Origin of the sequence: Lysinibacillus sp. PWR01, assembly GCF_043359455.1 — a bacterium.
In the GTDB taxonomy this organism is placed as follows: domain Bacteria; phylum Bacillota; class Bacilli; order Bacillales_A; family Planococcaceae; genus Lysinibacillus; species Lysinibacillus fusiformis_F.
In genome coordinates this window covers 114790-139181 of record NZ_JBHERJ010000096.1, presented here as the reverse complement: position 1 = coordinate 139181, position 24392 = coordinate 114790, and the positions used below count along the sequence as shown (strand labels likewise).

At 35.3% G+C, this 24392-nt stretch carries 33 protein-coding genes and 2 pseudogenes; 21 read left to right on the top strand and 14 right to left on the bottom strand.

The window, feature by feature from the left end:
- Positions 1–36: 36 nt before the first annotated feature.
- On the bottom strand, positions 37–498 hold the full coding sequence (locus ACEVFT_RS22885) for a GNAT family N-acetyltransferase (RefSeq protein ID WP_393951410.1): 462 nt from the start codon (positions 496–498) through the stop codon (positions 37–39).
- Between the two features lie 75 nt (positions 499–573).
- Here ACEVFT_RS22885 and ACEVFT_RS22880 point away from each other — a divergent pair, with 75 nt between their 5' ends.
- Both ACEVFT_RS22880 and ACEVFT_RS22875 read left to right on the top strand, forming a co-directional pair.
- The gene (locus tag ACEVFT_RS22880; protein ID WP_342443462.1) at positions 574–969 is read left to right on the top strand and encodes a pyrimidine dimer DNA glycosylase/endonuclease V; all 396 of its coding nucleotides are present in this window, start codon (positions 574–576) and stop codon (positions 967–969) included.
- A 6-nt stretch (positions 970–975) separates the two neighbouring features.
- Positions 976–1299: pseudogene (locus ACEVFT_RS22875) on the top strand (ABC transporter permease); the annotation flags it as partial.
- 92 nt (positions 1300–1391) lie between these two features.
- On the opposite strand, the gene ACEVFT_RS22870 reads toward ACEVFT_RS22875, so the two are convergent.
- Together ACEVFT_RS22870 and ACEVFT_RS22865 are read right to left on the bottom strand one after the other, a co-directional pair.
- On the bottom strand, positions 1392–1628 hold the full coding sequence (locus ACEVFT_RS22870) for a DUF362 domain-containing protein (protein ID WP_393951409.1): 237 nt from the start codon (positions 1626–1628) through the stop codon (positions 1392–1394).
- 11 nt (positions 1629–1639) lie between these two features.
- Positions 1640–2149, bottom strand: a complete 510-nt coding sequence (locus ACEVFT_RS22865; protein ID WP_205443174.1) for a YwhD family protein — start codon at positions 2147–2149, stop codon at positions 1640–1642.
- 558 nt (positions 2150–2707) lie between these two features.
- Here ACEVFT_RS22865 and ACEVFT_RS22860 point away from each other — a divergent pair.
- From ACEVFT_RS22860 to ACEVFT_RS22850, 3 genes are all read left to right on the top strand, one after another.
- Positions 2708–3058, top strand: a complete 351-nt coding sequence (locus tag ACEVFT_RS22860) for a PadR family transcriptional regulator (protein ID WP_205443176.1) — start codon at positions 2708–2710, stop codon at positions 3056–3058.
- Complete coding sequence (locus ACEVFT_RS22855) at positions 3045–4043, top strand: HAAS signaling domain-containing protein (RefSeq protein ID WP_205443177.1); 999 nt, start codon at positions 3045–3047, stop codon at positions 4041–4043. The genes ACEVFT_RS22860 and ACEVFT_RS22855 overlap by 14 nt, the downstream gene beginning before the upstream one ends.
- Before the next feature lie 149 nt (positions 4044–4192).
- Positions 4193–4330 carry a hypothetical protein gene (locus ACEVFT_RS22850; protein WP_342534557.1) on the top strand — a complete coding sequence of 46 codons (138 nt, stop codon included), beginning with the start codon at positions 4193–4195 and terminating at the stop codon, positions 4328–4330.
- Between the two features lie 173 nt (positions 4331–4503).
- On the opposite strand, the gene ACEVFT_RS22845 is transcribed toward ACEVFT_RS22850, so the two are convergent.
- From ACEVFT_RS22845 to ACEVFT_RS22835, 3 genes are all read right to left on the bottom strand, one after another.
- Positions 4504–4917, bottom strand: coding sequence for a DUF3888 domain-containing protein (locus ACEVFT_RS22845; protein WP_393951408.1), 414 nt, complete (start codon positions 4915–4917; stop codon positions 4504–4506).
- Positions 4918–5390: 473 nt separating this feature from the next.
- Complete coding sequence (locus ACEVFT_RS22840) at positions 5391–5657, bottom strand: hypothetical protein (RefSeq protein ID WP_393951407.1); 267 nt, start codon at positions 5655–5657, stop codon at positions 5391–5393.
- Between the two features lie 380 nt (positions 5658–6037).
- The gene (locus tag ACEVFT_RS22835) at positions 6038–6676 is read right to left on the bottom strand and encodes a hypothetical protein (RefSeq protein WP_393951406.1); all 639 of its coding nucleotides are present in this window, start codon (positions 6674–6676) and stop codon (positions 6038–6040) included.
- A 135-nt stretch (positions 6677–6811) separates the two neighbouring features.
- On the opposite strand from ACEVFT_RS22835, the gene ACEVFT_RS22830 reads away from it, so the two are divergent.
- Both ACEVFT_RS22830 and ACEVFT_RS22825 read left to right on the top strand, forming a co-directional pair.
- A complete protein-coding gene (locus ACEVFT_RS22830) occupies positions 6812–7123 on the top strand; it encodes a hypothetical protein (protein ID WP_393951405.1) in 312 nt (103 codons plus the stop codon).
- Positions 7120–7557: a gluzincin family metallopeptidase gene (locus ACEVFT_RS22825; protein WP_393951404.1), complete on the top strand. Its 438-nt coding sequence runs from the start codon at positions 7120–7122 to the stop codon at positions 7555–7557. The genes ACEVFT_RS22830 and ACEVFT_RS22825 overlap by 4 nt, the downstream gene beginning before the upstream one ends.
- Positions 7558–7726: 169 nt before the next feature.
- Here the strand turns inward: ACEVFT_RS22825 and ACEVFT_RS22820 are convergent, their stop codons facing one another.
- Positions 7727–7969: a hypothetical protein gene (locus ACEVFT_RS22820; protein ID WP_393951403.1), complete on the bottom strand. Its 243-nt coding sequence runs from the start codon at positions 7967–7969 to the stop codon at positions 7727–7729.
- Between the two features lie 124 nt (positions 7970–8093).
- Positions 8094–8219, bottom strand: coding sequence for a YjcZ family sporulation protein (locus tag ACEVFT_RS22815; protein WP_205447465.1), 126 nt, complete (start codon positions 8217–8219; stop codon positions 8094–8096).
- A gap of 239 nt (positions 8220–8458) precedes the next feature.
- Between ACEVFT_RS22815 and ACEVFT_RS22810 the strand changes: the two genes are divergently transcribed.
- The 7 genes from ACEVFT_RS22810 to ACEVFT_RS22780 all read left to right on the top strand — a co-directional run bounded on the left by ACEVFT_RS22810 (position 8459) and on the right by ACEVFT_RS22780 (position 12655).
- Positions 8459–8752: a hypothetical protein gene (locus ACEVFT_RS22810; RefSeq protein WP_393951402.1), complete on the top strand. Its 294-nt coding sequence runs from the start codon at positions 8459–8461 to the stop codon at positions 8750–8752.
- Positions 8753–8803: 51 nt separating this feature from the next.
- Entirely contained in the window at positions 8804–9160 is a 357-nt protein-coding gene (locus tag ACEVFT_RS22805) for a hypothetical protein (protein WP_393951401.1), read from the top strand.
- Between the two features lie 65 nt (positions 9161–9225).
- Positions 9226–9762: a hypothetical protein gene (locus tag ACEVFT_RS22800; protein WP_393951400.1), complete on the top strand. Its 537-nt coding sequence runs from the start codon at positions 9226–9228 to the stop codon at positions 9760–9762.
- 164 nt (positions 9763–9926) lie between these two features.
- Positions 9927–11354 carry a hypothetical protein gene (locus ACEVFT_RS22795; RefSeq protein WP_393951399.1) on the top strand — a complete coding sequence of 476 codons (1428 nt, stop codon included), beginning with the start codon at positions 9927–9929 and terminating at the stop codon, positions 11352–11354.
- Between the two features lie 66 nt (positions 11355–11420).
- Positions 11421–11708, top strand: a complete 288-nt coding sequence (locus ACEVFT_RS22790) for an RNA polymerase alpha subunit C-terminal domain-containing protein (RefSeq protein ID WP_393951398.1) — start codon at positions 11421–11423, stop codon at positions 11706–11708.
- A gap of 18 nt (positions 11709–11726) precedes the next feature.
- Positions 11727–12287: a DUF4256 domain-containing protein gene (locus ACEVFT_RS22785; RefSeq protein ID WP_393951397.1), complete on the top strand. Its 561-nt coding sequence runs from the start codon at positions 11727–11729 to the stop codon at positions 12285–12287.
- A 134-nt stretch (positions 12288–12421) separates the two neighbouring features.
- On the top strand, positions 12422–12655 hold the full coding sequence (locus ACEVFT_RS22780) for a YczI family protein (protein WP_205443191.1): 234 nt from the start codon (positions 12422–12424) through the stop codon (positions 12653–12655).
- 15 nt (positions 12656–12670) lie between these two features.
- On the opposite strand, the gene ACEVFT_RS22775 is transcribed toward ACEVFT_RS22780, so the two are convergent.
- Positions 12671–12862: a hypothetical protein gene (locus tag ACEVFT_RS22775; RefSeq protein WP_393951396.1), complete on the bottom strand. Its 192-nt coding sequence runs from the start codon at positions 12860–12862 to the stop codon at positions 12671–12673.
- Between the two features lie 308 nt (positions 12863–13170).
- Between ACEVFT_RS22775 and ACEVFT_RS22770 the strand changes: the two genes are divergently transcribed.
- Together ACEVFT_RS22770 and ACEVFT_RS22765 are read left to right on the top strand one after the other, a co-directional pair.
- Entirely contained in the window at positions 13171–13371 is a 201-nt protein-coding gene (locus ACEVFT_RS22770; RefSeq protein WP_205443193.1) for a hypothetical protein, read from the top strand.
- 316 nt (positions 13372–13687) lie between these two features.
- Positions 13688–13918, top strand: a complete 231-nt coding sequence (locus tag ACEVFT_RS22765) for a hypothetical protein (protein WP_393951395.1) — start codon at positions 13688–13690, stop codon at positions 13916–13918.
- 364 nt (positions 13919–14282) lie between these two features.
- On the opposite strand, the gene ACEVFT_RS22760 is transcribed toward ACEVFT_RS22765, so the two are convergent.
- Positions 14283–14540 (bottom strand): hypothetical protein, encoded by a 258-nt coding sequence (locus ACEVFT_RS22760; RefSeq protein WP_243456152.1) that lies wholly within the window; start codon positions 14538–14540, stop codon positions 14283–14285.
- Positions 14541–15517: 977 nt separating this feature from the next.
- On the opposite strand from ACEVFT_RS22760, the gene ACEVFT_RS22755 reads away from it, so the two are divergent.
- The 4 genes from ACEVFT_RS22755 (at position 15518) to ACEVFT_RS22740 (ending at position 19385) form a co-directional block, all read left to right on the top strand.
- Positions 15518–17644, top strand: a complete 2127-nt coding sequence (locus ACEVFT_RS22755) for an S-layer homology domain-containing protein (RefSeq protein WP_393951394.1) — start codon at positions 15518–15520, stop codon at positions 17642–17644.
- Positions 17645–17697: 53 nt separating this feature from the next.
- A complete protein-coding gene (locus ACEVFT_RS22750) occupies positions 17698–17964 on the top strand; it encodes a GNAT family N-acetyltransferase (protein ID WP_393951393.1) in 267 nt (88 codons plus the stop codon).
- Between the two features lie 65 nt (positions 17965–18029).
- Positions 18030–18947 carry a hypothetical protein gene (locus tag ACEVFT_RS22745; RefSeq protein ID WP_393951392.1) on the top strand — a complete coding sequence of 306 codons (918 nt, stop codon included), beginning with the start codon at positions 18030–18032 and terminating at the stop codon, positions 18945–18947.
- Positions 18948–19160: 213 nt separating this feature from the next.
- Positions 19161–19385 carry a hypothetical protein gene (locus tag ACEVFT_RS22740; protein ID WP_393951391.1) on the top strand — a complete coding sequence of 75 codons (225 nt, stop codon included), beginning with the start codon at positions 19161–19163 and terminating at the stop codon, positions 19383–19385.
- 62 nt (positions 19386–19447) lie between these two features.
- On the opposite strand, the gene ACEVFT_RS22735 is transcribed toward ACEVFT_RS22740, so the two are convergent.
- Entirely contained in the window at positions 19448–19756 is a 309-nt protein-coding gene (locus tag ACEVFT_RS22735) for a hypothetical protein (RefSeq protein WP_393951390.1), read from the bottom strand.
- An 805-nt stretch (positions 19757–20561) separates the two neighbouring features.
- Here ACEVFT_RS22735 and ACEVFT_RS22730 point away from each other — a divergent pair.
- Complete coding sequence (locus ACEVFT_RS22730; protein ID WP_393951389.1) at positions 20562–22250, top strand: YecA family protein; 1689 nt, start codon at positions 20562–20564, stop codon at positions 22248–22250.
- A 59-nt stretch (positions 22251–22309) separates the two neighbouring features.
- On the opposite strand, the pseudogene ACEVFT_RS22725 reads toward ACEVFT_RS22730, so the two are convergent.
- From ACEVFT_RS22725 to ACEVFT_RS22715, 3 genes and pseudogenes are all read right to left on the bottom strand, one after another.
- Positions 22310–23459, bottom strand: a pseudogene (locus ACEVFT_RS22725) (tyrosine-type recombinase/integrase).
- Entirely contained in the window at positions 23459–23845 is a 387-nt protein-coding gene (locus tag ACEVFT_RS22720) for a helix-turn-helix domain-containing protein (RefSeq protein WP_393951388.1), read from the bottom strand. The pseudogene ACEVFT_RS22725 and the gene ACEVFT_RS22720 overlap by 1 nt, the downstream one beginning before the upstream one ends.
- Positions 23846–23918: 73 nt before the next feature.
- Positions 23919–24380: an ImmA/IrrE family metallo-endopeptidase gene (locus ACEVFT_RS22715; protein ID WP_393951387.1), complete on the bottom strand. Its 462-nt coding sequence runs from the start codon at positions 24378–24380 to the stop codon at positions 23919–23921.
- Between the last annotated feature and the right edge of the window lie 12 nt (positions 24381–24392).

Here is a 24392-nt window from a genome sequence, read left to right as displayed (position 1 = left end):
TTCTTCCATTGAAATCCCTCCTTTCTCATCACATACCTAAAATGCTAAGCGCATCGTCTGGTTCGTATCCTTGAAACCATGTTTTTCATATAAGGATTTAGCCCCTTTATTTTCAGTCAATACATTTAACTCCAAATAATCCAAGTGACGATAGGCTGCCCATTTTTTCGCTGCATCTAATAAAGCAGATCCAATTCCTTTGCTTTGGTAAGATTTTTCAACTATCACATCAACAATAAAGGCATATTTGTGTTCAACCAAACAAGAGTAGGGTGGGGTCGTTGTTTCTTGAATAAGCAAAAAGCCTACTACTTCGTTCTCGAATGTTGCGATTAAAATATCTGAATCATCTTCAATGATTGTATACCTGATAAAATTGGCATCTTGTTTGGCAGGTTTGATATATTTAGGTTGAAGAATGGACATTTCTAAAAAAAGCGCTTGGTATAAACGCTCAATTTGTGGAATTTCTTCGAGCGTTGCAGTTTTTATTTCCATACTATCCCTCCGTCAGTTTTAGTATAGTAAGTAATATTTTACATTAATGGTTGATTAATAGAAAGGGGAAGACGTATGAGGTTATGGCATGTAGATTTAATCGCGTATCTACCAAAAGGACAACTTCTGTCACAGTGGAGAGAGCTAAATAGCATCTTTGCTAAAGAGGATCAGCATATTTTGATTAATTATCTATACGAATACCCGAAAGACGACCTGTATTTGTATACAGAAAAAGTCATGGATGAAATGAAGAAGCGGGGCTATCAAATTCGAACCTACGAAAAAATGAATCACTACTTTGATGGATTAGGACCAGTAAAAGCGAGGAAACCCTTTCAGCAGCATCATAATCAGGAATATCTTGAAATTTGTTTTTATAATTTAAAGGAGAAATTTATAAGAGGCCAGAAGGATTATGAAGAGGAAATGTATCAGCAATTATGCACATATGTAAATAACGAGCTGTAACAAGGAGGGCTGTTTACGCTAGCACTGACATGGTTGGCAATTATTCCTGGATTGGCAGCAGGGTCTATGGAGGGGGCAACAGCCTACTCGTACCCGCTAATTTTCCTACCTTTTATCAGTTCGGCCTTTGTTCCCACTGAAACCATGCCTAAAATTATCCGTGCGTTTGCTGAAAACTAGCCCGTTACCTCAATCGTGAATGCGATTCGTGCCCTCTTATATGAAGGGTCTGTTAGTAACGATATTTGGCTCGCTCTTATGTGGTGCGTCGGCATCATGGTCTTCGCTTACTTCTTCGCCATTACACAATTTAAACGCCAGTTAGGATAAGTACATCTTATCGAAAAAGTCGATTTCTTCTTGTATAGGAAATCGGCTTTTTTTAGGTAGGACATTCTCGCTTCTATTCAATTTATATCAATTTAGTTTCGAAAATGATTGCGTGCTAGCAGGGTTGCTGAATGATATTCAGAAGGCAACTCATCCTCAAAATAAATTGCTTCTACTGGACAAACTAATTCACAGGCTCCACAATCAATGCAAAGATCGGGATCAATTACATATTGGGTATCTGTCATAACAATGCAATTTACTGGACAGACATCCAAACAGACAGCCGCTTTTTCATCCCTACATAATTCTGTAATGACAAAAGCCATTATAAATCCTCCTATACAGACAATTGTTGTTTCAGTTCTTCAGGTGAGTGTTGCCAATACGCTTCATTAAATCCAGATAAAAACTGATTGAGTAGTTTTTTTGAATTACTGTCTATATGCTGCAAGAGAAATTTCCCTTTCAGTGCCTTATCTAAATAATTAACTTGTTCTGGCAAAGATTTATAGCCAAGTTTAATACGGCGTTCTTCCTTTGATACCCGTACTTCACTTGCGGTACATCCCGCATAATAAGGGCCATTTTGATTAACCTGAATCGCTACCCACACTATCCAATAACGAGAATAATCGTTGCTAGCATGAGCTAGATCTGGGGAAAAACGAACTTTTTTTTCAATTTGACTTCGTCCGTGTAAGGCTTCTAAATCTATAAACACGTGCTCTTTTTCACAATCTATAATAATTGACGTTACATTATTTAGATCAAGGGTACCTACTCCGTAACCTCCATCTCCGTCAGTTGAATCGTTACTTAAAATTGTAAAATGCATTTTCTCTTTCATAGAAATCACCTCGACACTTTTGTATTTCAAATAGTTAATCGGTCTGAACATACAGTTTTATCCATAGCAAAAGGGCATAAAAACATCACTGTACGTTCCGTTGTACAAGATGTAATTTTTCGAGTACAAATCTAACAAACACATTACGTATAGTTTTTATAAATTAAGATACTTGAACGTTTTAGTAGTAATTTTTTTCTATACGTAATGGTTGTCTAGGATTTATCCTAATACTTTTATTGTTAAAAAGTATAAATACAATATACAGTCTATTGTCATTTCTTGTCTTCAGACTAATGTCTGAAGTGTTATGTATTGGAAATTTCACAATAATACAGTGGTTCGACCTTTAATTAACGGAACGCAGACCTTTCCTGTCAACCAACGTTTGAAACCCAGTCAGCTCGAATCACCTCTGAGCACCTTTCTGTGTTGAAAAACGGCATTTTTTCTATAAAGGAAATTAAAACTGCTTGTTGTTGTAACAACAATAGTGTACGATACATAGTATAAGTTATACAGTGTATGTCATATAGTAAGTGGAATTGAGGTGAGTGAATGAGTACGTTACTGAATTCATTAACGACAGAACTTAGGAGAGGAACGCTGACATTAGCCGTTTTAAGTCAATTACGAACACCCCAGTATGGGTATTCACTTGTTCAATTATTAGAGGATTCGGGCATTAACATTGATCAAAGTACCTTATATCCATTGCTTCGCCGTTTAGAAAAACAGGAGTTAGTGACGAGTAGCTGGGAAACATCAGAGAGTAGACCGCGCAAGTATTATGTATTAAGTGACTATGGATTAGAAGTCTTTTTGCAATTGAAAAGAGAATGGATTAATAATTCAAAAGAACTTTATGAGTTACTAAAAGGAGATGAGGATAAAGATGAATCTGACTGAAATTTATATTCAAGAAGTCACGCGGAGGCTGCCTGAAAAAAATCGTGAGGATATCGCACTTGAGTTACGATCAACCATTGGGGATATGCTGCCTGATGATTACAATGAGAATGATGTAAAGGATGTTCTTGAGAAATTAGGAAACCCAGCAGCATTAGCGAGTGGTTATCGAGATCAACCCATGCATTTAATTGGCCCACGCTATTTTGATGTATACATCTCGTTATTAAAAATGATTATTCCAATTGCCGCTGTCGTTGCAGTGATCTCGATGATTGCTGAATACTTTATTGGTTTTGGTGGAGAAGAAGCGATTCTTAATGTTGTCATCACGATAATCAGTGAAGGAATATGGAGAATCATCGAAGTAGGAATCAACGTCTTTTTCTGGCTAACGCTCGTTTTCGCCATTATTGAACGAACAGATAAAGGAAAAGAGCAGTATCCGTTGTCAGCAAGTCTTAAAAAATGGACCCCTGAGGATTTGAAAACCGTTATTTATATTCCGAAGAAAAAAGCAATTACGAAGCTCGAAGTATTTGGCTATTTAATGTGGACGGCCATTTGGGCAACTTTTTATTTTTATGCAAATCACCTATTAGGTGTATATGAAGGTGGTGGGGATGGACTCAGATTCGTAATGCCAGCTTTCAATCAGGATGTTTTACTTCGTTATTGGCCCATTGTGCTCGTTGTCATTGCTCTCGAAATTGGGTTAGGTCTCTACAAATTACTGAAAGGGCAATGGACGAAAAAAGTGGCAATCTTTCATACAATTGTGGAGCTTTTCGCAACCGTTGTATCCATTGTGATAGTAAGTAATCCGAATTTAATGAACCAAGAATTTATTACGTACATGAGTCATTTATTTAGCACATCAACTAAGCAATTTGAAATATGGATAGTTGGCGGCGTAATCATTATATTTGTTGTATATGCGGCAATCAGTATATTCGATGGCTTCCGTAAGGCTCGAATCCGTTAATTCATCGTTGTTTATCATTCAATTAATATGCAACCACGGATACTTTACTTTAAGATGGCCTCCATATAGAGCCATCTTTTTTTATTCAACTAGTCTTTTGAAACGTATGTAGTATGAAGTAAATTGACATCGATAATGGGGGAATCAAAATGGATTTACTAATTGGAATAGCGATTGTACTAATTGTGTTTTTCTCTTCAGGCATCATTGAAAAAAGGTTAAAATCGATTGAAAAGCAAAACAATCGCATAATAGAAATACTAGAAGAAATAAGAGATAGAAAATAAATTGATAGTCCATGAACAGTTTAGTCAACCAATATAACGATGAAATACCCCATCAAAGTAAGACACAACATCTAGCTTTGACAGGGTGCTTTTATGATTAAATCTACCACAGATGAAAAAAATCGCATGACATTAAATAAAGGGACAAGCAAGTGATTTTAATTGGGAAGGTATTATTCAGGTGGATATTTATACGTCTTTAGGTGCGTGTGATGGATTAATTTAACCTCAGGTCCTGCAGATATTTCATAGGTCATCCGATCCTTCCCTATTGGAATCCACTGTCCACCATCCGTAGGTTCAATTTCAAAAGTAATTTGCAATTTAAAACCTCGGAAATGATTTCTTTTTGTTTCAATCACTTCAATTTTCCAAGGAGTAACATGAGGGGAAACATCCTTTCTAATCTTTGAATAATAATTGGTCAAATCTTTTTCAATATAAGGAGTAAGCAATAGCATGAGCATATCTTGTAATCTCAGCTCGTTAGAATCCTGTGTTGGTTCAGCTGTTGAAGCGGATATTGTCGTTTGGAAAGAAGTAACAAGTATAAGGGGGAGTATAAAGACGAGTAACATCTTTTTCATTTTCTTCTACACCTCTTTGTGATCTTTACCTAATGCATTGTATTGTTACCTTTATTGAATGAAGTATGTATTATTGAAGTACCGATGTAGAGTAGCTCAACACTATATGCTTGCGATATATAAAAACAAATAACATAACCATCCATAGAATTTTGGTGGAAGGTGAAAATGGTTTCCGTTGCAGGCTACTTGCTTTCCTGTGGGCGAGAGCGAGTCTATCGCTCCGTTTAGAGGCTCGTCTGTCTCGCGATCACACAGGAGTCAAGTAGCCTTCCACTCCAATCTACAAAAATGGTACCTTTTAGCTAAGGTTTTCAAATAAAGTGAAGATGTTCACTATCCTTTATGGAGTGGTGTTGTCACGCATCACTTCTCCACACTACGGCTAGTATGAAAGATGATGATGATTGAAAATGGACCTCATAGAAATTAGCTAAGTGCTATTTCACCGTAAACAACCAATTTGTAGGCATCTATTTTAATTGCTTATTTAAAAATCGGATAAATCGCGCTTGTGCCTGCTTTTTCTTCATCATTCTCTTGACACGAATAGTGCTTTGAAGATATTTTCTGACGTGACGATTCGCAAAAAATAAGCTGCGATACTGATCATCATAATAAATGGTCTGAAACCAATCATATTGTTGTAGCCTTGCTATATTTTGATCAATTTTTCTTGTATGTAAAGGTGATTGACTAACATAGGTATTGGATAAAAAATTAACAATAAATTCTAACATAATTCCACATCCCATCATAACGAATAAATTCTATCGTAATGGATGGCGATGAAGTGTGCAATAACCAAAAAATAGAAGGGGCACCGATGAAAGTGCCCCTTCGTAACAAATCGGGAGGTGCCATGTTAAACGAATTCGCTTAACACTACTTTTTATCTTGATTCAGCAGAAAATACCCACCTCTATAGGTGGTGAGATGAATGCATAAATTGTTCTCTTTGGGTGTACAACCATCGACTGAATCCAGATAAAAGCCCCAGCGGATGTCACAGATTTGGAATAGGAGCTTTTCGAGCAAGCTCAAAAAAATTCTGGACGCAATTACGCTGTGGCGTAAGACTACTTGGTTTTATAGTCCATCATCTTGAATAAGCTAAAGTTTACACTTCGTATCGAAGAATGGCTGTTATCCAGTCCTTTACTAATAGTTCCCACTGTAGCTGTGAACTATCTAAAGGAAGTGAAAGACTTTGTAGCTCTTTAGGGAGCAAGTGTATTTTATGACGTATCATTTCATTGTCAGGTGATTCTGTATCGATAAATAAAAGATAGCGTCCGTTTAAATCTTCCTTATACATAGATGGAAAATCAAGGGCTTTTAATACGCGTGTAGAAAATTCCACACCATTTAAAATTACCTCAAAATGTCCCCGCACATTAAATTCACAGCGAATATGCGTACCAGGTAATCGATGTAGCGCTTGTAGAAAAGCAGCGAATGTTCTTTCACTAATGAAATAGGTTTTCCAATAGTATTGACTCTCTTCATGTTTACTAGAATTAGCATCATATGTATCATATCTTATTTCAAGTGTTTCTTCTGCTAGGTCAGATTTTTTCCTATGGAGGTAATGCTGAGCAATTTTTTTTATTGTGTGATGATCTAAGTCACACCCATAGCTGAGAATGGTTACTTGTTTGTGTTGTGCTTTGGCGAATAACCGCATTTCCAAATTTGCATCATCATTTAAATCCCAGCCATAGCGTGAGTTGTAATGAATATATTTACTTTTGTTCATTGCGTCCTCCTTTTTGCCTTATCTACTAATAGTATAAATAATTTTGTCTAATTTTCCTTATTTTTCTTTTGGGATTGAAACTTTTGGTTTTTACGTTTCGTATAAATTGGAAAATACTTTTTTTAGGAGGAAATTATGGCTAAATGGAGAGGCACAATCCTTCTATGTACATTGCTATTAACAGCCTGTACAGCGGAAACCGTTCAACCTAAAGAACAAATACAGGAAGCGAAAAAAGATGAAAATATTGTGGTGACAAAGGATGGCAAAATAACCTTTGAGATTAAGAATGAGATTGGTGTTCCACAAGAAAAAGTAGAGGCTATAAAGGATGAAATTGTGACGGCATATGACCATATAAAGGATTCTATACATACTTCCTACACGCCATCTGAGCATATTAACGTATGGTTTATGGAAGACGGTCTATCTTGGGGCGGTGCATGAAAATCGAACTAGTTGGCGTTAATGAAGATATCTATCCACTAGTCCATGAAATGACCCATTCTTTACTTGGTTATGGTGACAATTTCGAATCAGACCATGGCTATGTTACGCAAGAGGGTTTTGCGAGTTATATGGAGGATCAATATGGAAAAAATAAATTATACTTTGAAAAATACATGAAGCATTATTTGGATTCAGATAAGTTAATTCCCATTAGTAAGCTAATTGATCCAAATCAAGATGATGTCTATTTTCGCCCAGAACTATCAAATCAAAAAGAGAATCAAGTCCTGATGGAGATGAGCTACACGCATGCGGCTTCATTTGTTACATATTTAATTGATACCTATGGACTTGAAAAGTTTGAACAAATCTACAACGAGAAAGAACTAGCAAAAAAAATAGAGGAAGTTTATGGGAGAAATGGTAGTTAGTTAGAAAAGGACTGGTTAGCATTTATTCAAAATCAACAAGGATTTACTCATGAGGAAAAATTTAAATCAGGAAATTTTTATGATATGAATACAATTCTTCTTCAAATAGATCCAAAATATTTTGAGAAGGAATAGTTTTTTCTAAATTAAAAAGTATACCAAATGCTCTTTATTTTGAGTACCTAGGTTTACTTTTGTATGAATTCGGATGAAATTGTTTATGTAATAAATGAACGCCAAGTAAAACGCACAGACCACCAATGATTCTTAATAATATATTTTTGAGAAATACTGTATCGTCAACCGTAATGACAATCAACATAGGACCAACCATAATCAAGGCGATTCCTAGTAATCCTTTTATTACTCTCCACATGTAGGGTTCACCTCCATTTACCATTTCAGCTTTCATTATCGCACGCCTGTCTGAAAAGTAAAAGGGTCACTAGGCTGGTAAAAGCGACCCTTATAAAATGGCTAGAATGACCTTACATGACTATAGAAGTCTGTAAAAGGTTAGGTGCTAATTGGGATGATTAGTACATGAAAGAAGCGCCAACAATGATTAAAAGAATGAATAGAACGACGATTAATACGAATGTTGAACCGTAATAGCCGCCACCGCCAGAGTCGCCGCCGCCATAATAGCAGCTGTTGTTGATGTTACCTACGTTTCCGTTGTATCCCACTGAAAATCCCTCCTTTCTACAACATATAATATGTATGCTGGCAGAAAGGAGAAATGGTATTTACCCTATGGTTTGAAAAAATGCTGAAAACTTTCTTGCCTATCACTTTAAGAGAATAAGGTTTTTCATTTACTTAATTTTAATTTTTTTACATAATTAGAGAGTGATATGTTATTTTTGCGAATGAAGTTAGAAAAGGAAGCGGGAGTTACATGCTAAGGGAAAAGCTAAAGCAAAAAATCCTAAGTGAACCGACTAAATGTATCGCTTATTTAAAAGAATTAGTGAGGTTCAATCGAATTTATGATGGGGAAGTATTGGCAATCATTATGGCTGTTATAAAAAATGGACCAGATCAATTAACCAATAGGCAATGGGATGTCTTGTTAGATAAGGGTTTACTACCTGATCTTTATGTAGAATGTGATCGCTGTGAAGATACCATTCCATGGTCAGAAATGTACCGTGCGATTTTCATAGCGAGAGATTATTTTGTAGATATATAGTAAATAAAAAGAATGAAAGGTTATTAGACTAAGATGGTAGAGACAAAAAGAATGAGACGGTTCCTGATGATAGCTGAATGGCTATTCTTTTTATATGTGCTGATTTGTCTACTGATTTTTAACATGATTCACCTAGGTAACCTTCTTTATGTGGATATGCCAAATGAAGAACTGATGACCGTGACATCATCCTTTGCGCAGACATCACTTTTTATCATAGGAATAGGTGTTGTTTGTTTTTTGTATATGAGGTATTTAAGGGGCAGTAATGTTTATAAAAGGTCCAAGGCCGTGACCTGGGGAAGTCTATTTGCCTGCGTTGGCAAGTGGTTTTTATTTGCTCATGCGACATGGACTTATATGGAATCAGCAAGAAGCAATGGAACTTTTATTATCGACGGTCATTAGTTTCGTTCTTATGATCCAGGCAGTGATGCAATATGTTGCAAATAAATAAAGAAAGAGTGGGACGGATGACTGAAAAAACGATTGTAGAAAAAGTAAAGGAAACAATTGAAGGAATTGAAATCGGCTATTTTGACACTGCCAAACCTTATATTTTTGATGAGTATTTCAAGTACTTCGATGATGCCGATTATGAAACAAGAAAGCATGCACTGTTCCTTTTTGTATGCATGCTAGGAAATTGGTATAGTAAAGCAACAATTGTCTTTAAGCCGGCGAGTGAGCGTTTAAAATATGGAGCTAGCACAACATACTACGATTTCGAACGCTATCTAACGGCTCTATTGCAGCATTATTCAAAAATAGAGCGAGACTTTCCCTATATGTTTGAATTCATTGTCTTGTATTTAATTTTGATTGAACAACAAAGGGGAGTAAGCTATGAAGAATGGTTTCCTGAAATTGAGGCAACGCTGTTTCAAGAACTTAGAGAGAAAATATTCATTCCAAACAGCCGTTTTGTTCAAGCGATTCATCCCATCAAATATTTATTTAGAGAGGTTGGGATTCAGCCATTCTTCTTAACAGATTTTTTTGATGAGTAGCATGTGATTTTCTTTACGAGCATCCTTTAGGGTGTTTTTCTTTTGCCATTTTAGTAGAGGTATATCAAAACTTTATTACTTACAGCACTCTTGTATTGGTATAAAGTAGTAAATATAGAAAAATAACATAGATATTACATCGTGTTGAAAGGTTGAAGGTTGATATGAAAAAAAGTTGGTTGTTATTATTCTTCATGGTATTGATGTGTGGATGTTCGAATCAAGCCAAGGAAGAGCCTGTGGAGGCTAGTGTGGACCAAGAAGCGACATCTAAGCTAACACAGGAGAAGCAGTTAGTAGAGCGTCAATTATATGAAAAATTATCTGAGGCCGTTGAGACATTAGGTTATACATACGATATGCAAACATTTGCTGAAAATGAGTATAATCGGGGCGTTTTATATTCGGAATTGGTGGATTTTGATAATGATGGGGTTCATGAGGTTTATGCCTTCATGAAGGGAACAGACTACCCAGTATCTGCATATACACATCGAAATAAGGATAATTATATCCAAGAAATTTGGACGGGAAATGCGAACGGTGAAAGCGCCATTCTATCTTTTTCAAGCGAAGTTGATCAATTGGTCTGTTCGGCCTGTGATATGAATGTGTCTTTAGTCAAAGGTCAGGATGGTCGGACGTTCATTAAAATGTTCTCCAATCAAACAAGTCAGGGGATTACGGTTGACAAGACATGGATTTATGCAAAGGAGCCAAATAACTCAGCAATGGAGCTAGCTATAACTGGATTTACAATTGATAATAATGAAGGTGCTATCGACTATATTTTAAATGGTAAAGAAACAGATCAAGCTACATATGACACAGCTTTTACCCCATATGCTGGAGAGGAACGTTCCATCCTGATTAGTACTTTTTCAGAGAAAAAATACGGTTTCGATTATACAAGTCCAGCTAGTAATGTAGGCAAAGTCCTTGCTGCCCTCGCACCGAGCGTAAATAGTATTGTTGGACAAGAAGAATTACTAGAGAAGAACAAAAGGGAGGAAATCATTAAGGCCTTAGATGAATTTAGTACAACGAGACGCATTCATCATCACGCCAGTGAAGTTGTCCAATTTTTAGTGTTAGATGTTATTCAAAAGTACAATCTTGACCATGAGTATTCCGACATGGGTGAAATGGTTTTTGATGGGGCAACTGTCAAAGCAAAATACAAAGAAACATTTGGCGTTGACTTAGATATAGAGAATATGAATTTCCCATCCAGAGAAAGTCAGTCCATTATAGCTTATGAAGCAGGGGAGTTTTATATATATCCAACTGGCTTTTATTTCGATGCAATTGACCGCCATTTTCAAGATGTCTATAAAGTCAGAGATGATTTATACTATGTGACCATTTTAGATAATGAATTTAATAATACTGAATATTCGCTCTCGAAAGATACAAATATCACAGCAGAGGAAATGTTTGCGAAGGATATTGCGGGTTGGCCGAAGGAAGCGCGCATTTGGTTAAAACCAGAGATCCAAAGATATGCGGTCGTGAAATATATGGATGGGGCACCGAAAGTTCAATATATGGGTGCACAAAACTTAACAGATCAACAAATCGAGGCCTTCTAAGTTCCTCTAGCAATTCCCTCGATAAAATATGTTAAAATGGACAATAGCATAAGGTTTGGAGGGATGATGTTGGCAGAAAAAAGGCTAAAAGTTTGCGAAAAAGGGCATACATTTTACAAAAGCACAGATTGTCCAAACTGCCCTACCTGTAATCAGGAAAATAAACCGAGTAGTGGCTTCCTTTCCAAACTGAGTTCACCTGCAAGAAATGCATTGCTGCACGCAGGCATTGATACGTTGGAAAAACTATCTACGTATACGGAAAAGGACATAGTAAAAATGCATGGTATTGGACCAGCTTCCTTACCGATTATGAGATCATCATTGGAGGAAGAAGGCTTGTCATTTAAATAAGCAAGGGGGAAGACAACGATGACAACGAAGGAATTATCACAAGAGCAACGCGAGGAACTAATCAATACTTTGCAAGCTCGCTTTGAGAAAAATACGTCTCGTCATGAAGGGCTTGACTGGGCAAATGTTCAAGCTAAGCTAGAGGCTAATATGGAAAAACTATGGTCGCTCCACGAAATGGAAGCAACAGGTGGTGAACCAGATGTAGTGGGCTATGATGCAAACACGGACGAGTTCATTTTCTATGATTGTTCAGCGGAAAGCCCTAAAGGACGCAGAAGTTTATGCTACGACCGTGAAGCATGGGAAGCTAGAAAAAATCATAAGCCTGAAAATACGGCTATGGACGTTGCTAAGGACATCGGTATTGAGCTGTTAACAGAAGAGCAATATCGCCATCTGCAGGAGCTTGGCAAATTCGATTTAAAAACATCGAGCTGGGTACAAACACCTGACAACATTCGCAAGCTCGGCGGTGCCATCTTCTGCGACCGACGCTATGACATGGTCTTTATGTACCACAATGGAGCAGATTCCTACTACGCCGCAAGAGGCTTCCGTGGTTCGTTAAGAGTTTAAAAAATAAAGGCATATGTTCGATCTATGGACGAGCATATGCCTTTATCTATGGAAATGTAGTTATACGAATGACCTTCTAGTTAGCTATAAACTTTATTTATTGTATCATAAACTAAAATGGGAGGTGGAAAGTTATGTTAAATCGTTTAAAAATTATCTTTTCAATTACAGGCATTTCTCTCGCAGCCTACGGTCTAATCACACGAGATTTCCAATTGAATGACCTCATGATATTGTTCTTAGGCTTCTTCATGTTCACTTTAGGCATTCAAGAATTTCAAAGACAGAGAACAGTGTCTGGTTGGTTCCTAATGGGCGTATCTTTATTTTCAATCTATGTGTCCGTTCAAAGCTTTGTCTTGATTTAAAAGAAGCGGAGTCTGTTAATTATTGTCCATCAGTTTGTTGAAAGCTGGGAGCGCTTCTTCGTTCAAAGAATACATATCGTTTACATAAAATCGCCCTCTATTTGAGCTTGCGTAATACCATACATCTATCGAATCCTTATAAATCACTTCCAGCTGATAGAATGGCCCTTCATCTGTATGAGGTTCTGTTAAATTAGCGTTTTGCATGGTATTTTCATTATGGCGATGTCATCACTATTTACCCCTTGTCCCATCACAATTATTTTTTGTATTTCATCAGGAAATGCAAACGTTTTCCCTCCGTTTTAACCGTGTCATTACACCCTACAAGAAATAACAAAATGAGTAATAAGAATGTTTTCTTCATTCATATCCCAAGAGATTTTATAGAGTAGACTTCAAATTATAGGGCTTTGTTACAAGAGGCTAATCATTTGATGGGTCAGACCCGCTCATCGCTCATACTAAGTGTTTTTATGTTATAATTACCATAAATTACATAACGAGGTGATAAGATGGAGAATGAAAAATTGGTTTGCAAGGCTTGTGGTCGAGATAAATTTACGACTGGACAGGTGGGTGGTACTACAAGCCAAGGCAATATAAGACCTATTGGCGCAATTATGGCAGTAGGGTCACCACTCCTAATGACTTTTTGTAAAAACTGTGGCGAAGTTGCTTCATTTAAAGTAGTAAAACCACAGAATTTTAAATAATCGTTGAAAGGGTCACTAATAGGAAAGTGACCTTTTTTATGTTGTGGAAGTTTCAAATGCCAGGGGATTTTAATGAAAGAATTTAAGCGCATACGTGATGTTCAGCTTTGGTTTGTATGCTTTATTGTGAGTGCATCCATTATACTTTTAATGCTTATTCTTAGTATGAATGGCATTTACCTACAGATTGGATTCCCACCAGGTGGACTATCTCATCATTTCTTAAAATGTTTATTCATGTTTTCCACCTGCCTATCTGGGATTTATTTCATTTTCGCTTTTACATGCATGACCGGATTGCTAGCTGTATAATCAAGTGCATTTTGTCGTCAAGGAAATAGGTCACGGTGATATGTATCAAATGTCCTCTACAAAAATATTTATGAAGCATTCAGCCGATACACGTACAGATGATGGCTATCAACCATTTTCAGAGGGTGCCTATCAATTAAAATGGAAAGAACCAAATGAGTTAGTAATCAACTCCGTAATCGATTACATGTCACCAGACGATTATAATCAGGAAGTTATTATAAAATACAAATGAGTGCTGATAATGAAACGGAATTCATTATCGTGAAACATCGAAATGGCATCAATATTTCCTGGGGAAAGGTGATATAAGTGGTCATAGGATTATGCCCCAGTGCACTAGCAGATTCTTTTTATAAATTTCTTGGTTTGATTATGATGAGGCTGCGATGCATTTCACAAAGGTGGATATTCAAAAGTCATTGATTATCAAAAAACAGGAGATGAGGTTGAAAGGAAATATGCTTTGCAATCAATTATTCGCAGGAATGCTAGGCAGTATGTTAGACGAATAGTGACTAATGATGATATTAATGAACTGAATATTATTATTTCACCATATTAAAACACCCTCTAATACGTTAAAGGGTGTTTTAATACTAGATAGAATTTCGATAAGCTCTTAAAGTTGAATTTAAGTTTGAATTCGAACTTGCGATTGATTTTTTATAGTTATACATACCTAATGGGCTTAAATGATTCGAATTCGATCCTAATAACCCTTGCTTTACAGCGCTTTTTAACGTTTCAATTTGCTTGGTAGATAGTTTAGAGGTTTTACTTTCTTCAAGTATTTTATTTACATTATTTATTTTTTCTTGATCCTCTTTTGATGTAGCTTTAACTTCCTTGCTCATTTGTCGCGTCAACCCGTAATACTTAGACGAGGACCTACGTGACATTAAATATTGCATATTAGAAAATTTCGTCGTAATCATGATAAGTTGTCACCTTCCTATTCACATTTTTAGTTCCATACTTGTTATCGTACAGGACTTGAAAAGATTTAGTATATTTACTTTTTTAGTAATTTATTTACAAGCGCAGTTAACTTCGTTGTGTATTTATAAGAGATGGTAAACGGAATCTGTAGAAGTTAGACAAGAAATGAGCTTTGAAAAAGAACGTCTAACAACTTGGAACGTTAGGGAGAATAGAAAAATGCGTAATACTGGTTGCTATTAATCTATTTATAAGCTGATCACACCGTTTTCTCAGCAAATAAAAAATCCCTTGGTGAGGGGAAGAACAGTGATTAACTTTATTGATTGTTAGATTTTGAGTATAGGTAATCATTAAAAACAAGAAATAAATCTTGAAAGTGAAAGGACAAAAATTGTGGAAATATTTTTATTCATTATTTTTGTGTTTGGAATGAATATATAGATTTTTTCTATCTATGATTAATAGCAGTTATTCGTTCAACCCAGACACGGAGCCAGTGCGAAAACAATTTATCAGTTGGATATAAATTTTCATATCTATCACTGAGGATTACTGTTGATTCTGCAATTAATATATTTTGAATGGATAGATTGAATTACTGAAGGAAAAAAAGTAATAGGTAAAGAATATTTATTGTGGAAGACCCGTTAAAACGAGAGGAGTTTGTAGATAGGAGGGATACATTTTAACAAGTAATGGGTGATGTAAAATAGAGTTTTAAGTAAAGTAAGAAGTCTCTGCACTAGCAAAGAAAAATTCCATGCTGTTAATAATTAAACAATTAACAGTACTATTAACATTTGTTAATAGAAACGACATTAAATAGGCTATAAAATTAATAAGTGAAGATGAAAGATGCTTATTCCAAACTAAACTAAGGAGTGTTATTTTGAAAAATATTATTATTAGCATAGTATTCTTATTAAGCTTTGTCGTTTCATTTCTTTCAATAAATACAGTCACCTTTGCTGCAGTTGATTTTTCTGATGTTGAGACTTCCTATGCAAAAAATGCTATCAACGAGTTAGTTGAAAAAGGCATTATAAATGGTTATCCAGAAGGTGAATTTAGACCAACATCAGCAATAACAAGACAAGATTTTGCTATAATAATAGCTAAAGCACTGAATTTGAATATAACAAACTCTCCAAGTACGCCAACATTTACCGATATTCCAACAACTCATTATTCTTATCCTGCAATCGAAGCAGCAGTTAAAGCTGGATTAATAAATGGGATAGGTGATGGGAAGTTCGGGGTTGGCGCAGGCTTAACACGTGAAGAAATGGCTACTTTATTTGCTAGAGCATTAGGTGGTGATTCTACAGGCCTTGGAGAACAACTTACTTTTGCTGACCAACATAAAATTTCTGCTTGGGCAAGAGACGCGGTAGGTTTTGCAGTAGCATCAAACTTAATGACTGGGGATACATTAAATCGTTTCAATCCTCAAGGAATAGCTGAAAGACAACAAGTAGCCCTTGTAGCTTCTCGATTTTTAAAGCAAATTGATCAATTAACACCAGAACAGAAACCAGAGCCAAAACCAGAACCAAAACCAGAACCGAAACCAGAACCGAAACCAGAACCGAAACCAGAACCAAAACCAGAACCAAAACCGGAGTCAAAACCAGATCCAAACCCAACCCCAACCTCAAATCCAGATCCAGCACCAACACCAAGTGTAATTCCTGTAACAGGGATTACATTGAATGAGGGGATAGGAAATCTTCAGATTGGTGAAATAAAAACACTAACAGTAAACGTTGCACCCGCAAATGCGACAAACAAACTTGTGAGATGGACTTCCTCAGATCAGAACGTTGCAACTGTTAACGGGCAGGGGAAAGTGATAGCAACTGGTATAGGGACAGTGACCATAACGGCAACAACGGTAGATGGATTAAAAACAGCTTCAGTTACTTTCACAGTGTCCCATAGCATAGGTGCAACAATTACAGGCGTAGGTACTCCATCATCTGTTCTACAAATGGGAGAAAATACTAGCAGAACAGCAGAAACAACTGAGTCAGGCACCATAACGTGGTCATCAAACAATACCAGCGTTGCAACAATTAATTCTAGTACAGGCGAAATTACTGCTCACTCACCAGGAATAACAATCATTTCGTATACAAGTAGTAATGATAAAATGAATTCTGTGAGTCTCACTGTATATGGAGAGGCAACAGCAAAAAGTCCAACATATTCGCAAGTATTGCAGATAGACGAGGTGATAACAGCTTCAGTGGGAGCAGGCTTATCTGTGACAGCAACAAACAAAAGCTTTATATCTGAAGCAACAAGTGTAGGGACGGTAAATGCTACAACTGGTCAAATAACAGCTATAAGTGCAGGTAGCTCAGTTATTACGTATGTAGGAATGGATGCTAATGGCGTAGTGATTGAAAAAGGTACGACAACTGTGACGGTTCATCCACAAGCAGCAGTAGCAGCAATACCCACAGTGCCAGCACCCTATTCAGTTATTGGCTGGGGCACAGCAGCAACTAATTTTACGCCTCCAGCAGTTGGTCAATCCATCAGTTGGACTGTAACGAATGGTACAGGTTCCGCAACAAATCATCCAAGTACTGGAGCTATAAGAGGTGTGACAGCTGGTGATGTAACAGTAACCTATAAAATAGTGGATAATACTACTAAAGTAGTGGCTTACAAGTCCTCTCCCGTAACGGTGACAATTCCAGATACACCAAGAGTAAATACGTTAGCACCTTATGTTGATGGCGGGACATTTGGCGGGCCTTATTCCTCCTCAACAAATGTAAATCTGACCGTTGCCATTATAGGGGAAAATAATTCTACTGTCATTTTCAGCAATCCGAGAAGCAACGATGAAAATATTTCCACTGCAACAATTACAGGTCCAAATCCTTCGGGACATGTTTCTTTAAATGTGCAGAAAGTTGGTATTGGGGAAGCGCAGATAACATTTGATTACACAGATATTAACAATAAAACTGGGTCGATGACATGGATTTTTAATTTCCAATAGAACTAATTTTAAAAGCTAAAGGATGCGTCGATGGACGTGTCCTTTTATAATGCATGTCTGTGGAGGATTTTTTTAGCAATACCCTGAGCTGTACTATTGATGGAAGAAGAGGTTGGATAAACCATTTAGCTGTAGACCCTGAATACCAAGGAATGAAAATTGGGCAGCAGATCATCAAAGAATTAGAAATGCGTTTTAAAAAAATTGGATGTGAAAAGATTAACTTGTTAATAGAAAGAAATAATGAAGAAGTTCAAGAATCCTATGAGAAACAAGGCTTTAAAAAAGATGAATTACTATTTATGGAGAAATGGATATGATTTAAAGGCCCCTGAACCAGAGGCAAATTGGATTATCATATAAAATAACGAGGATGAAAAATTTCATGAAAAAATTGCATTTGAATGGTCATTCACTTACACAAAATGAAAATACATTATCTTTCGCAAGTTTTTCTGAAAAAGAGGATAAAACTTACTATTATCAATATAATGGTGAAAATCTAAAGGAAATTTCAAGAGAATTGTATGCGAATAGTAAATTTGATAACAGATGGGGTAGTATATCTCGTCAATTGGAAGAATCGAATTTTTCATATATTGAAAGTATAGCAAAGTGTTGGGTAAATGAAGCGGGAAAAAGAAAGTTAATTAGTTTAAGTGATTACTATAATCATACGTTTGGTGAAAATTGGGAAAATAACTATGATTTTAGTATCATACCAAATAATATCTTTTCAGACGTTACTAATCTTATGACTTGTACTATACGAAATGAAACAATTTGTCTTCTCTGGCCTCATAATATCCTACTGCATTTTAATGAGCATGATGAGCTTGTGCAATATATTGTGCTGGAAACCTCTGATTATTATGATACACTGTATCAAATTTGTTCAGATGGCCAAGGAGTCTGGGCTGTATCCCCGACTTTGAATTCTGTTGTAAAGTATAGATTTCCGAGTTTTGAAATAGAAAAAATCTATCATTATACGACCGATGAAGAACTTGCACGAAAAACAGAAGATATAAGGAATGAACTTCAGGTAATTTATTGTGATACTGCGCTAGAAGGTTTAGATTACCCAGAATATATTTCTTATGTGAATGGGAAGCTTTCTATTTGTGATATGGAAAATAAACGAATTGTAATTTTTAATCCTAGTAGCGGGAAAATTGAACCCTATATTGCCCTGAATTCAAAGCCATTTGAGTTTTTGAAATACAAAAAACAATTTGTTATTCAAACGGACACAGGAATCTATTTATTAAATGAGAATGAAATTAATGAATTTTTTGATTAAAGCTTCTTCATTCAGAGAGCTTAAACGGAGTGGATGTCTACTTTCCCAATAAAAAAGACAAAAATGCGTGCCATTTATCAGATTACTACTGGTGCTCGTTAATTAAACAGCAGACATCAATATCACAATATACAAATTAAAGCTATTCTAGAGATATTTTAGGCTTGCTACGATGACAAAGTACTGTATTAGGACAAGCATAGTAAATACCAAGTGCAATTAATTGTGGAGGACAATACAGCTAAATCGATAGGGAAGGATGATGATACAATGCGCTTTACAAATGAAACACTCAAAGCGGCAGTTCGTGATTATCTTAAACGAGCAGTGGACAATAAGTTTATTGATAAATCACATCTAGATAAATTTGATGCTGATACATTGACGGATGGTGATTTTGAAGGTTTGAAGATTATCATTGCACAACGTAGCGCTTAACAGTAGATGCCCGTTACCTTAATTGGTAATGGGCTTTTTTATGTTTTTATTTACTGCCTATCTTACTTTTTATGTAAAATCAGAAAATCTCTTAGTGACCAAATGAAGAAAAGTAATGGTAAACCAGTGATGAATAAAAATCCTAAAATGAATGAAACCATAGGGAATTCTCCGCTATCAGTTGCCATAACACCGATAAAAAGCCCTAATGGACTAGTGGCACAAAAAATCAAGAAATTGGTCACGCAGGTAAATTTGTAATACTTTAAGGTGGATTCTTTAGGTTCTTTTTTTCTGAAAAAGAAGTAAAAGATAATTTGATAAAGATAAAAAATGGGTATACATAATAATCCAAACGATGCAAACGTCATTTAACTCACCTCAATTTCAATTCTGGAAATTTCCCCATAGAATGTTGGACCTATAAAATCTTAACAATGTATTGCTCTATTTCCTATATGTAATTATTTCCACAAACTAATATTCTGAAATAATACATACAAATGTTCTTATTGAGCGGTGTGGAATGATGAAAGAACAACTGATTAAAGCAATGCAGCGTAACCAATTTTTAAATATGATGTACTTAGCTAAGGATGGCAACGTGTCAAAGAGGCCTATCAAAATTACTGGCAATTCCTACAAGGCGAGTCAAACGTACATTTATGATTGATAGTGTTTTAGCAGTTGTCCCAGCCATTCTAAAAGAGTGTGAAGTCAAAGGTTGAATCCTGAACAGCGGATTTAGTTCCATTTTCAGGTGTGTAACAACCCCAAATAAAACCACTATCCGTTACACAAAAAAGTCACCAAAATCACGAAAAAGTCACATTCCTCCCGAAAACCCACGAAATCAGGCAAAAAGCATGTCTTTGTACTTTCACACAAAACCTTGCTATAATAAGCTTTGCGAATACATATGAAAGAGGGTAAAAGCATGAACGCTTATGATGAATATAAGCGTTCATGCTTTTTAGCTTCCTTGGTATATCAAGGTTTGTAGAGGATAAATGAGGGTGGATTTTGATAAAAGTCACAAAAACTAAACATTTATTCTAAATTTCTCCCAGAAGGTTAAAAAAAGTACATTTTTCTAAAGCTAACCTCGTATACCCCTCTATAATTTTTATGTTTTAATATATTAAATACCTTGATATATTTATAAGAAATACATTTATGGTAAAACAAGGAGGAAGTATGGTTAGAAGTTTGAGTTTAGAAAATTATTATAAGAAATTTTTCTGTCCTAGTTGTAAAGATTACAGTATTAGAGTTATGAATGATTTAATGGTGGAATGTAGTAATTGTGATCTTCCAATAGATATTTCTGAAATTTTAGTTAATAATGATTTTAAGGGTTTTTTTAGCAGAAAAGAAATTGAGGATAATTTTTCAATTAATGAGCTAGATATGATTCCTTTTAAAAATTATGATTACATATACAAAGTAATTCCACAAAAACTTGGTTCAAAAATAAATACCTATTATATAAAAAAGGATAATATCGAGATTAAATTAGATGAACTATTTATTAAATATTTAGAGTCTGAAAATATAATGGAGATTCCGGATGAACCTACATCATTTGGATATTTTATTACTTTAATTGAAGAAATTCATCACTTTATTAATCGAGCTGTTCAAGATATAAAACTTGCAGATATTGCGATGGACTTTAACAAAAGGAAACAAGATAATTTATTTTTATCAGGTAGATTTTATTTTCATAATGCTGCTGATAATATATGGTATGCAATAGAACGAATATGGGTTTTTTTGGGTTTGCAATTTGATTATCCTTTTTCGAATACTTTGAAATATAATACAACAAGTAGAATTAAAAACCATTTAAGAAAAGATGAAAGATATAAAAGTTCAGCAATTAAAGTAAAAATGGAAGGGTTAATGGGGGTTAATAGCTATAATGAAATAATAAAAATGAGAGAATTAAATTCTCATGATTATTCATATAATATTAATTATGTCAATGAGCAGGTAAAACAGAAAAAGAAGAGTAACATTGATTTTGATAGAGATTCCAATGATGTGGACATTGATATGTATATTCCAAAAATTAATAATTATATAGATTGCATTGAAGCATGTTACATTTTGTTAGATGAAATAATAGATTTTACTAATAAAAATATTTCAAAAAGCAAGTCGATTAATATAGTAATGCTTAATCATTTTTCACAACTACCAACTTTTGTACCTGATTCTGAAGAAAAAATTGATTTAATGGAATTAGAAATTAAGAAAAATAAATTGTTTAAATTATTAAGAAATTTTGGTAGATACAATTCGAGTAATATTAAGTATTTATTTGATGTCTTTTTTAGATTAGAAGAATGTCAGAAATGTCTAATTGAATATTATAATATTGAAACGGGAGAATTTTATAGAAAATGGTGTATGGAAAGTGATTATATTACGACCATTGATCAGAGTTATTTAATTTATTCTATTTTGCAAAGAATACATGCATGTTTTGACAAAGTTACTAAATATATTACTAAATCATATCCTAGATACGAAAAAATAGCATATTTCGAAGGATTCTCAGATTTAGATTTTTCCGGTAAAATCGTGAACAAAGCGCGGTTTTTACTGAGTAAAGATGAATTTAAAGAATTATCTTTATTTAGAAATAGTTTTGCACATAACTTGAGACCTGGTAGTTTGTTTGGGAAGAACGCAATAAGCTATAATAATGATTTGATATTTTATATTTGTTATAAATGTGTATTAGATTGCTATAGTTTTATAGAATATATCGCAGAAAATGAAGTTAAGATAAATAGAAATGACCTTTGTTATTGTGGTAGTGGGAAAAAATATAAAAAATGCTGTTTAGAAAATTAATAAATTTTTAATTAAGAGAGAAACTAAGCGACTTGCTTAATATCTCTCTTTTTCACAACTTATTCATCTAACAACTCAGTAAACTTAGCATGCATTTTCTCGGTAGCGGCTGCACGCATTCTAGACGTAACATGTAAATAAATCTTCGTAGTAGTTTCAGAGTTTTTATGACCAACACGATTCATAATAAAATTCAAATCTACACCATCCTCTGCCAATAGACTTATATGTGTATGGTGGAGGATATAGGTGCGGAATTGTTTTTGTATATCAGTAAGAACACCCAGTCGCCGGACGGTTTGGTTGAGCATCTTGACGGTAGGGGGGGATGCCCTCCTTGTCACCGAATACAAAATCGGATTTGATCCATTCACGTTCCTCACGCCATTGATAGAGCTGCTTCAATTTTTCTACTACAATATCATCGATATCCACGGAGCAGATGCTACCAAATGTTTTTGGGGGGGTAAGCTCAAAGTCACCACGTATACCTTTTTTCGCATACACTGTTTTGTTGATGTGAACAACCTTCTTCACTAAATCGACATCCTCATATTTTAAAGCAACAGCTTCTCCTGGGCGCATACCTGTGAAGGCGATTGTGTAAATCAAAGTGCGATACATAATATTACGATGCTTGTCCACGTAACTTAAAAATTCCTTCAATTCATCTGTTTCTAAATAAAGCTTCTCTGTTTCCTCTGTAGTAACTTCTTCTAACGTCATTTTCTTCTTCGGTACAAAAGTAGCTTCTACAGGGTTTATTTCAATCAATCCAGTTTCCTTTGCATAGGCAAAAATCATTTTGGCTGCATTGTGAGTGCCACGTAGTGTATTAAATGCAGTACCGTTTTCAAATAGGTGATTGAGGACACCTTGTATTTCAATAGTTGAAATCGCAGTCATTTTCTTTTTCGCTAAGTAACGATTGAGTAGGGAAATACAGTAGGCACGATGTTCATTTGTTGTTTCCTTATTGCCCCTCGTCCTATAGAGCTTCAACCAATCTTTGCTAAACTCATCAAACGTAATCTTTTCATCAAAGGCATATGCTTTCTTTAGCTCAGCAATAGCTTTTTCTACTCTGTTACGAGCTTCACCTTTACTTTTACCACGACGTGTAATTTGTCGACGTTTACCAGTGGAAGGGTTACGGGGGCCCTCACCAGTACAACGCCATGTTGTCTTATTTATTTGTACGAAATGCACTAGTTGTCACCACCTTCATGAATTACATCCCAGATTACTTTTAGTTTCTCAACTTCTTTCTCATTATAATGAGGGAGAATTTTATACCATTGCTGTAATGTGGGATTATGAGCAAAAGGTTCTTTTAATGCTGGATTATAAATAGGATCATCCGAGAAACCTGCCACTTCTATTAACTTATAATAATCATATTTATAGGCGTTAGCGATTTGTTGTAGGGTTTCTGGTGTTGGTTTGATAGGATTACCAGTACGACGATCTTTTCCTCTTTCAAGCATAGCTAAGTAAGAATACGTAATGTCCATACGCTTTGCAGCATCACGTAAACCCTCATTACCACGTAGTCCCTTTAATAACTCACCTAAGCTCAAATCATTCACCTTCATTTCATTAGTTTTGAATGCTTATATCATTCTGTTTTCAAATATAGAACAGAGACAGTTAAGTTCCTATTCCAATTCAGCATAAGTGCTTTCTATTGAAATATTGTTCTAATCGCTTGAAGGCAAAATCATATTCCACATTAAATTGCTGCTGCACATATTCAACATTAAGATTACACGGCTCTATCTCATCCAGCATGAAAGAGGGAACACAAGCATGATACATAAAGTTGTTTGCCTTGTTCTCTTGGTACTCACGGAATAGGGGGGACATACGCCCTTGATGCCCACTATGTAAAAGTACGTGTGCTAGCTCATGGCAAAAATCTTGCCATTTTAGCTGATTTGTCTGTTTTTCATTTATAAATATGTATGCCTGATCTTTCAAAAAGAGGGCTTGGCTCATATCTTGCCAGTAAAATAAATGAACACCAAGTTGTTTGGATATTTCTTGAAATTCAAGATGCTGTGGTTTCAAAATGCCCATTCTTGTATAAAACTCCTGAATAAAATCTTCTGTATGTGTTGTATAACTCATTCAAACATCCCA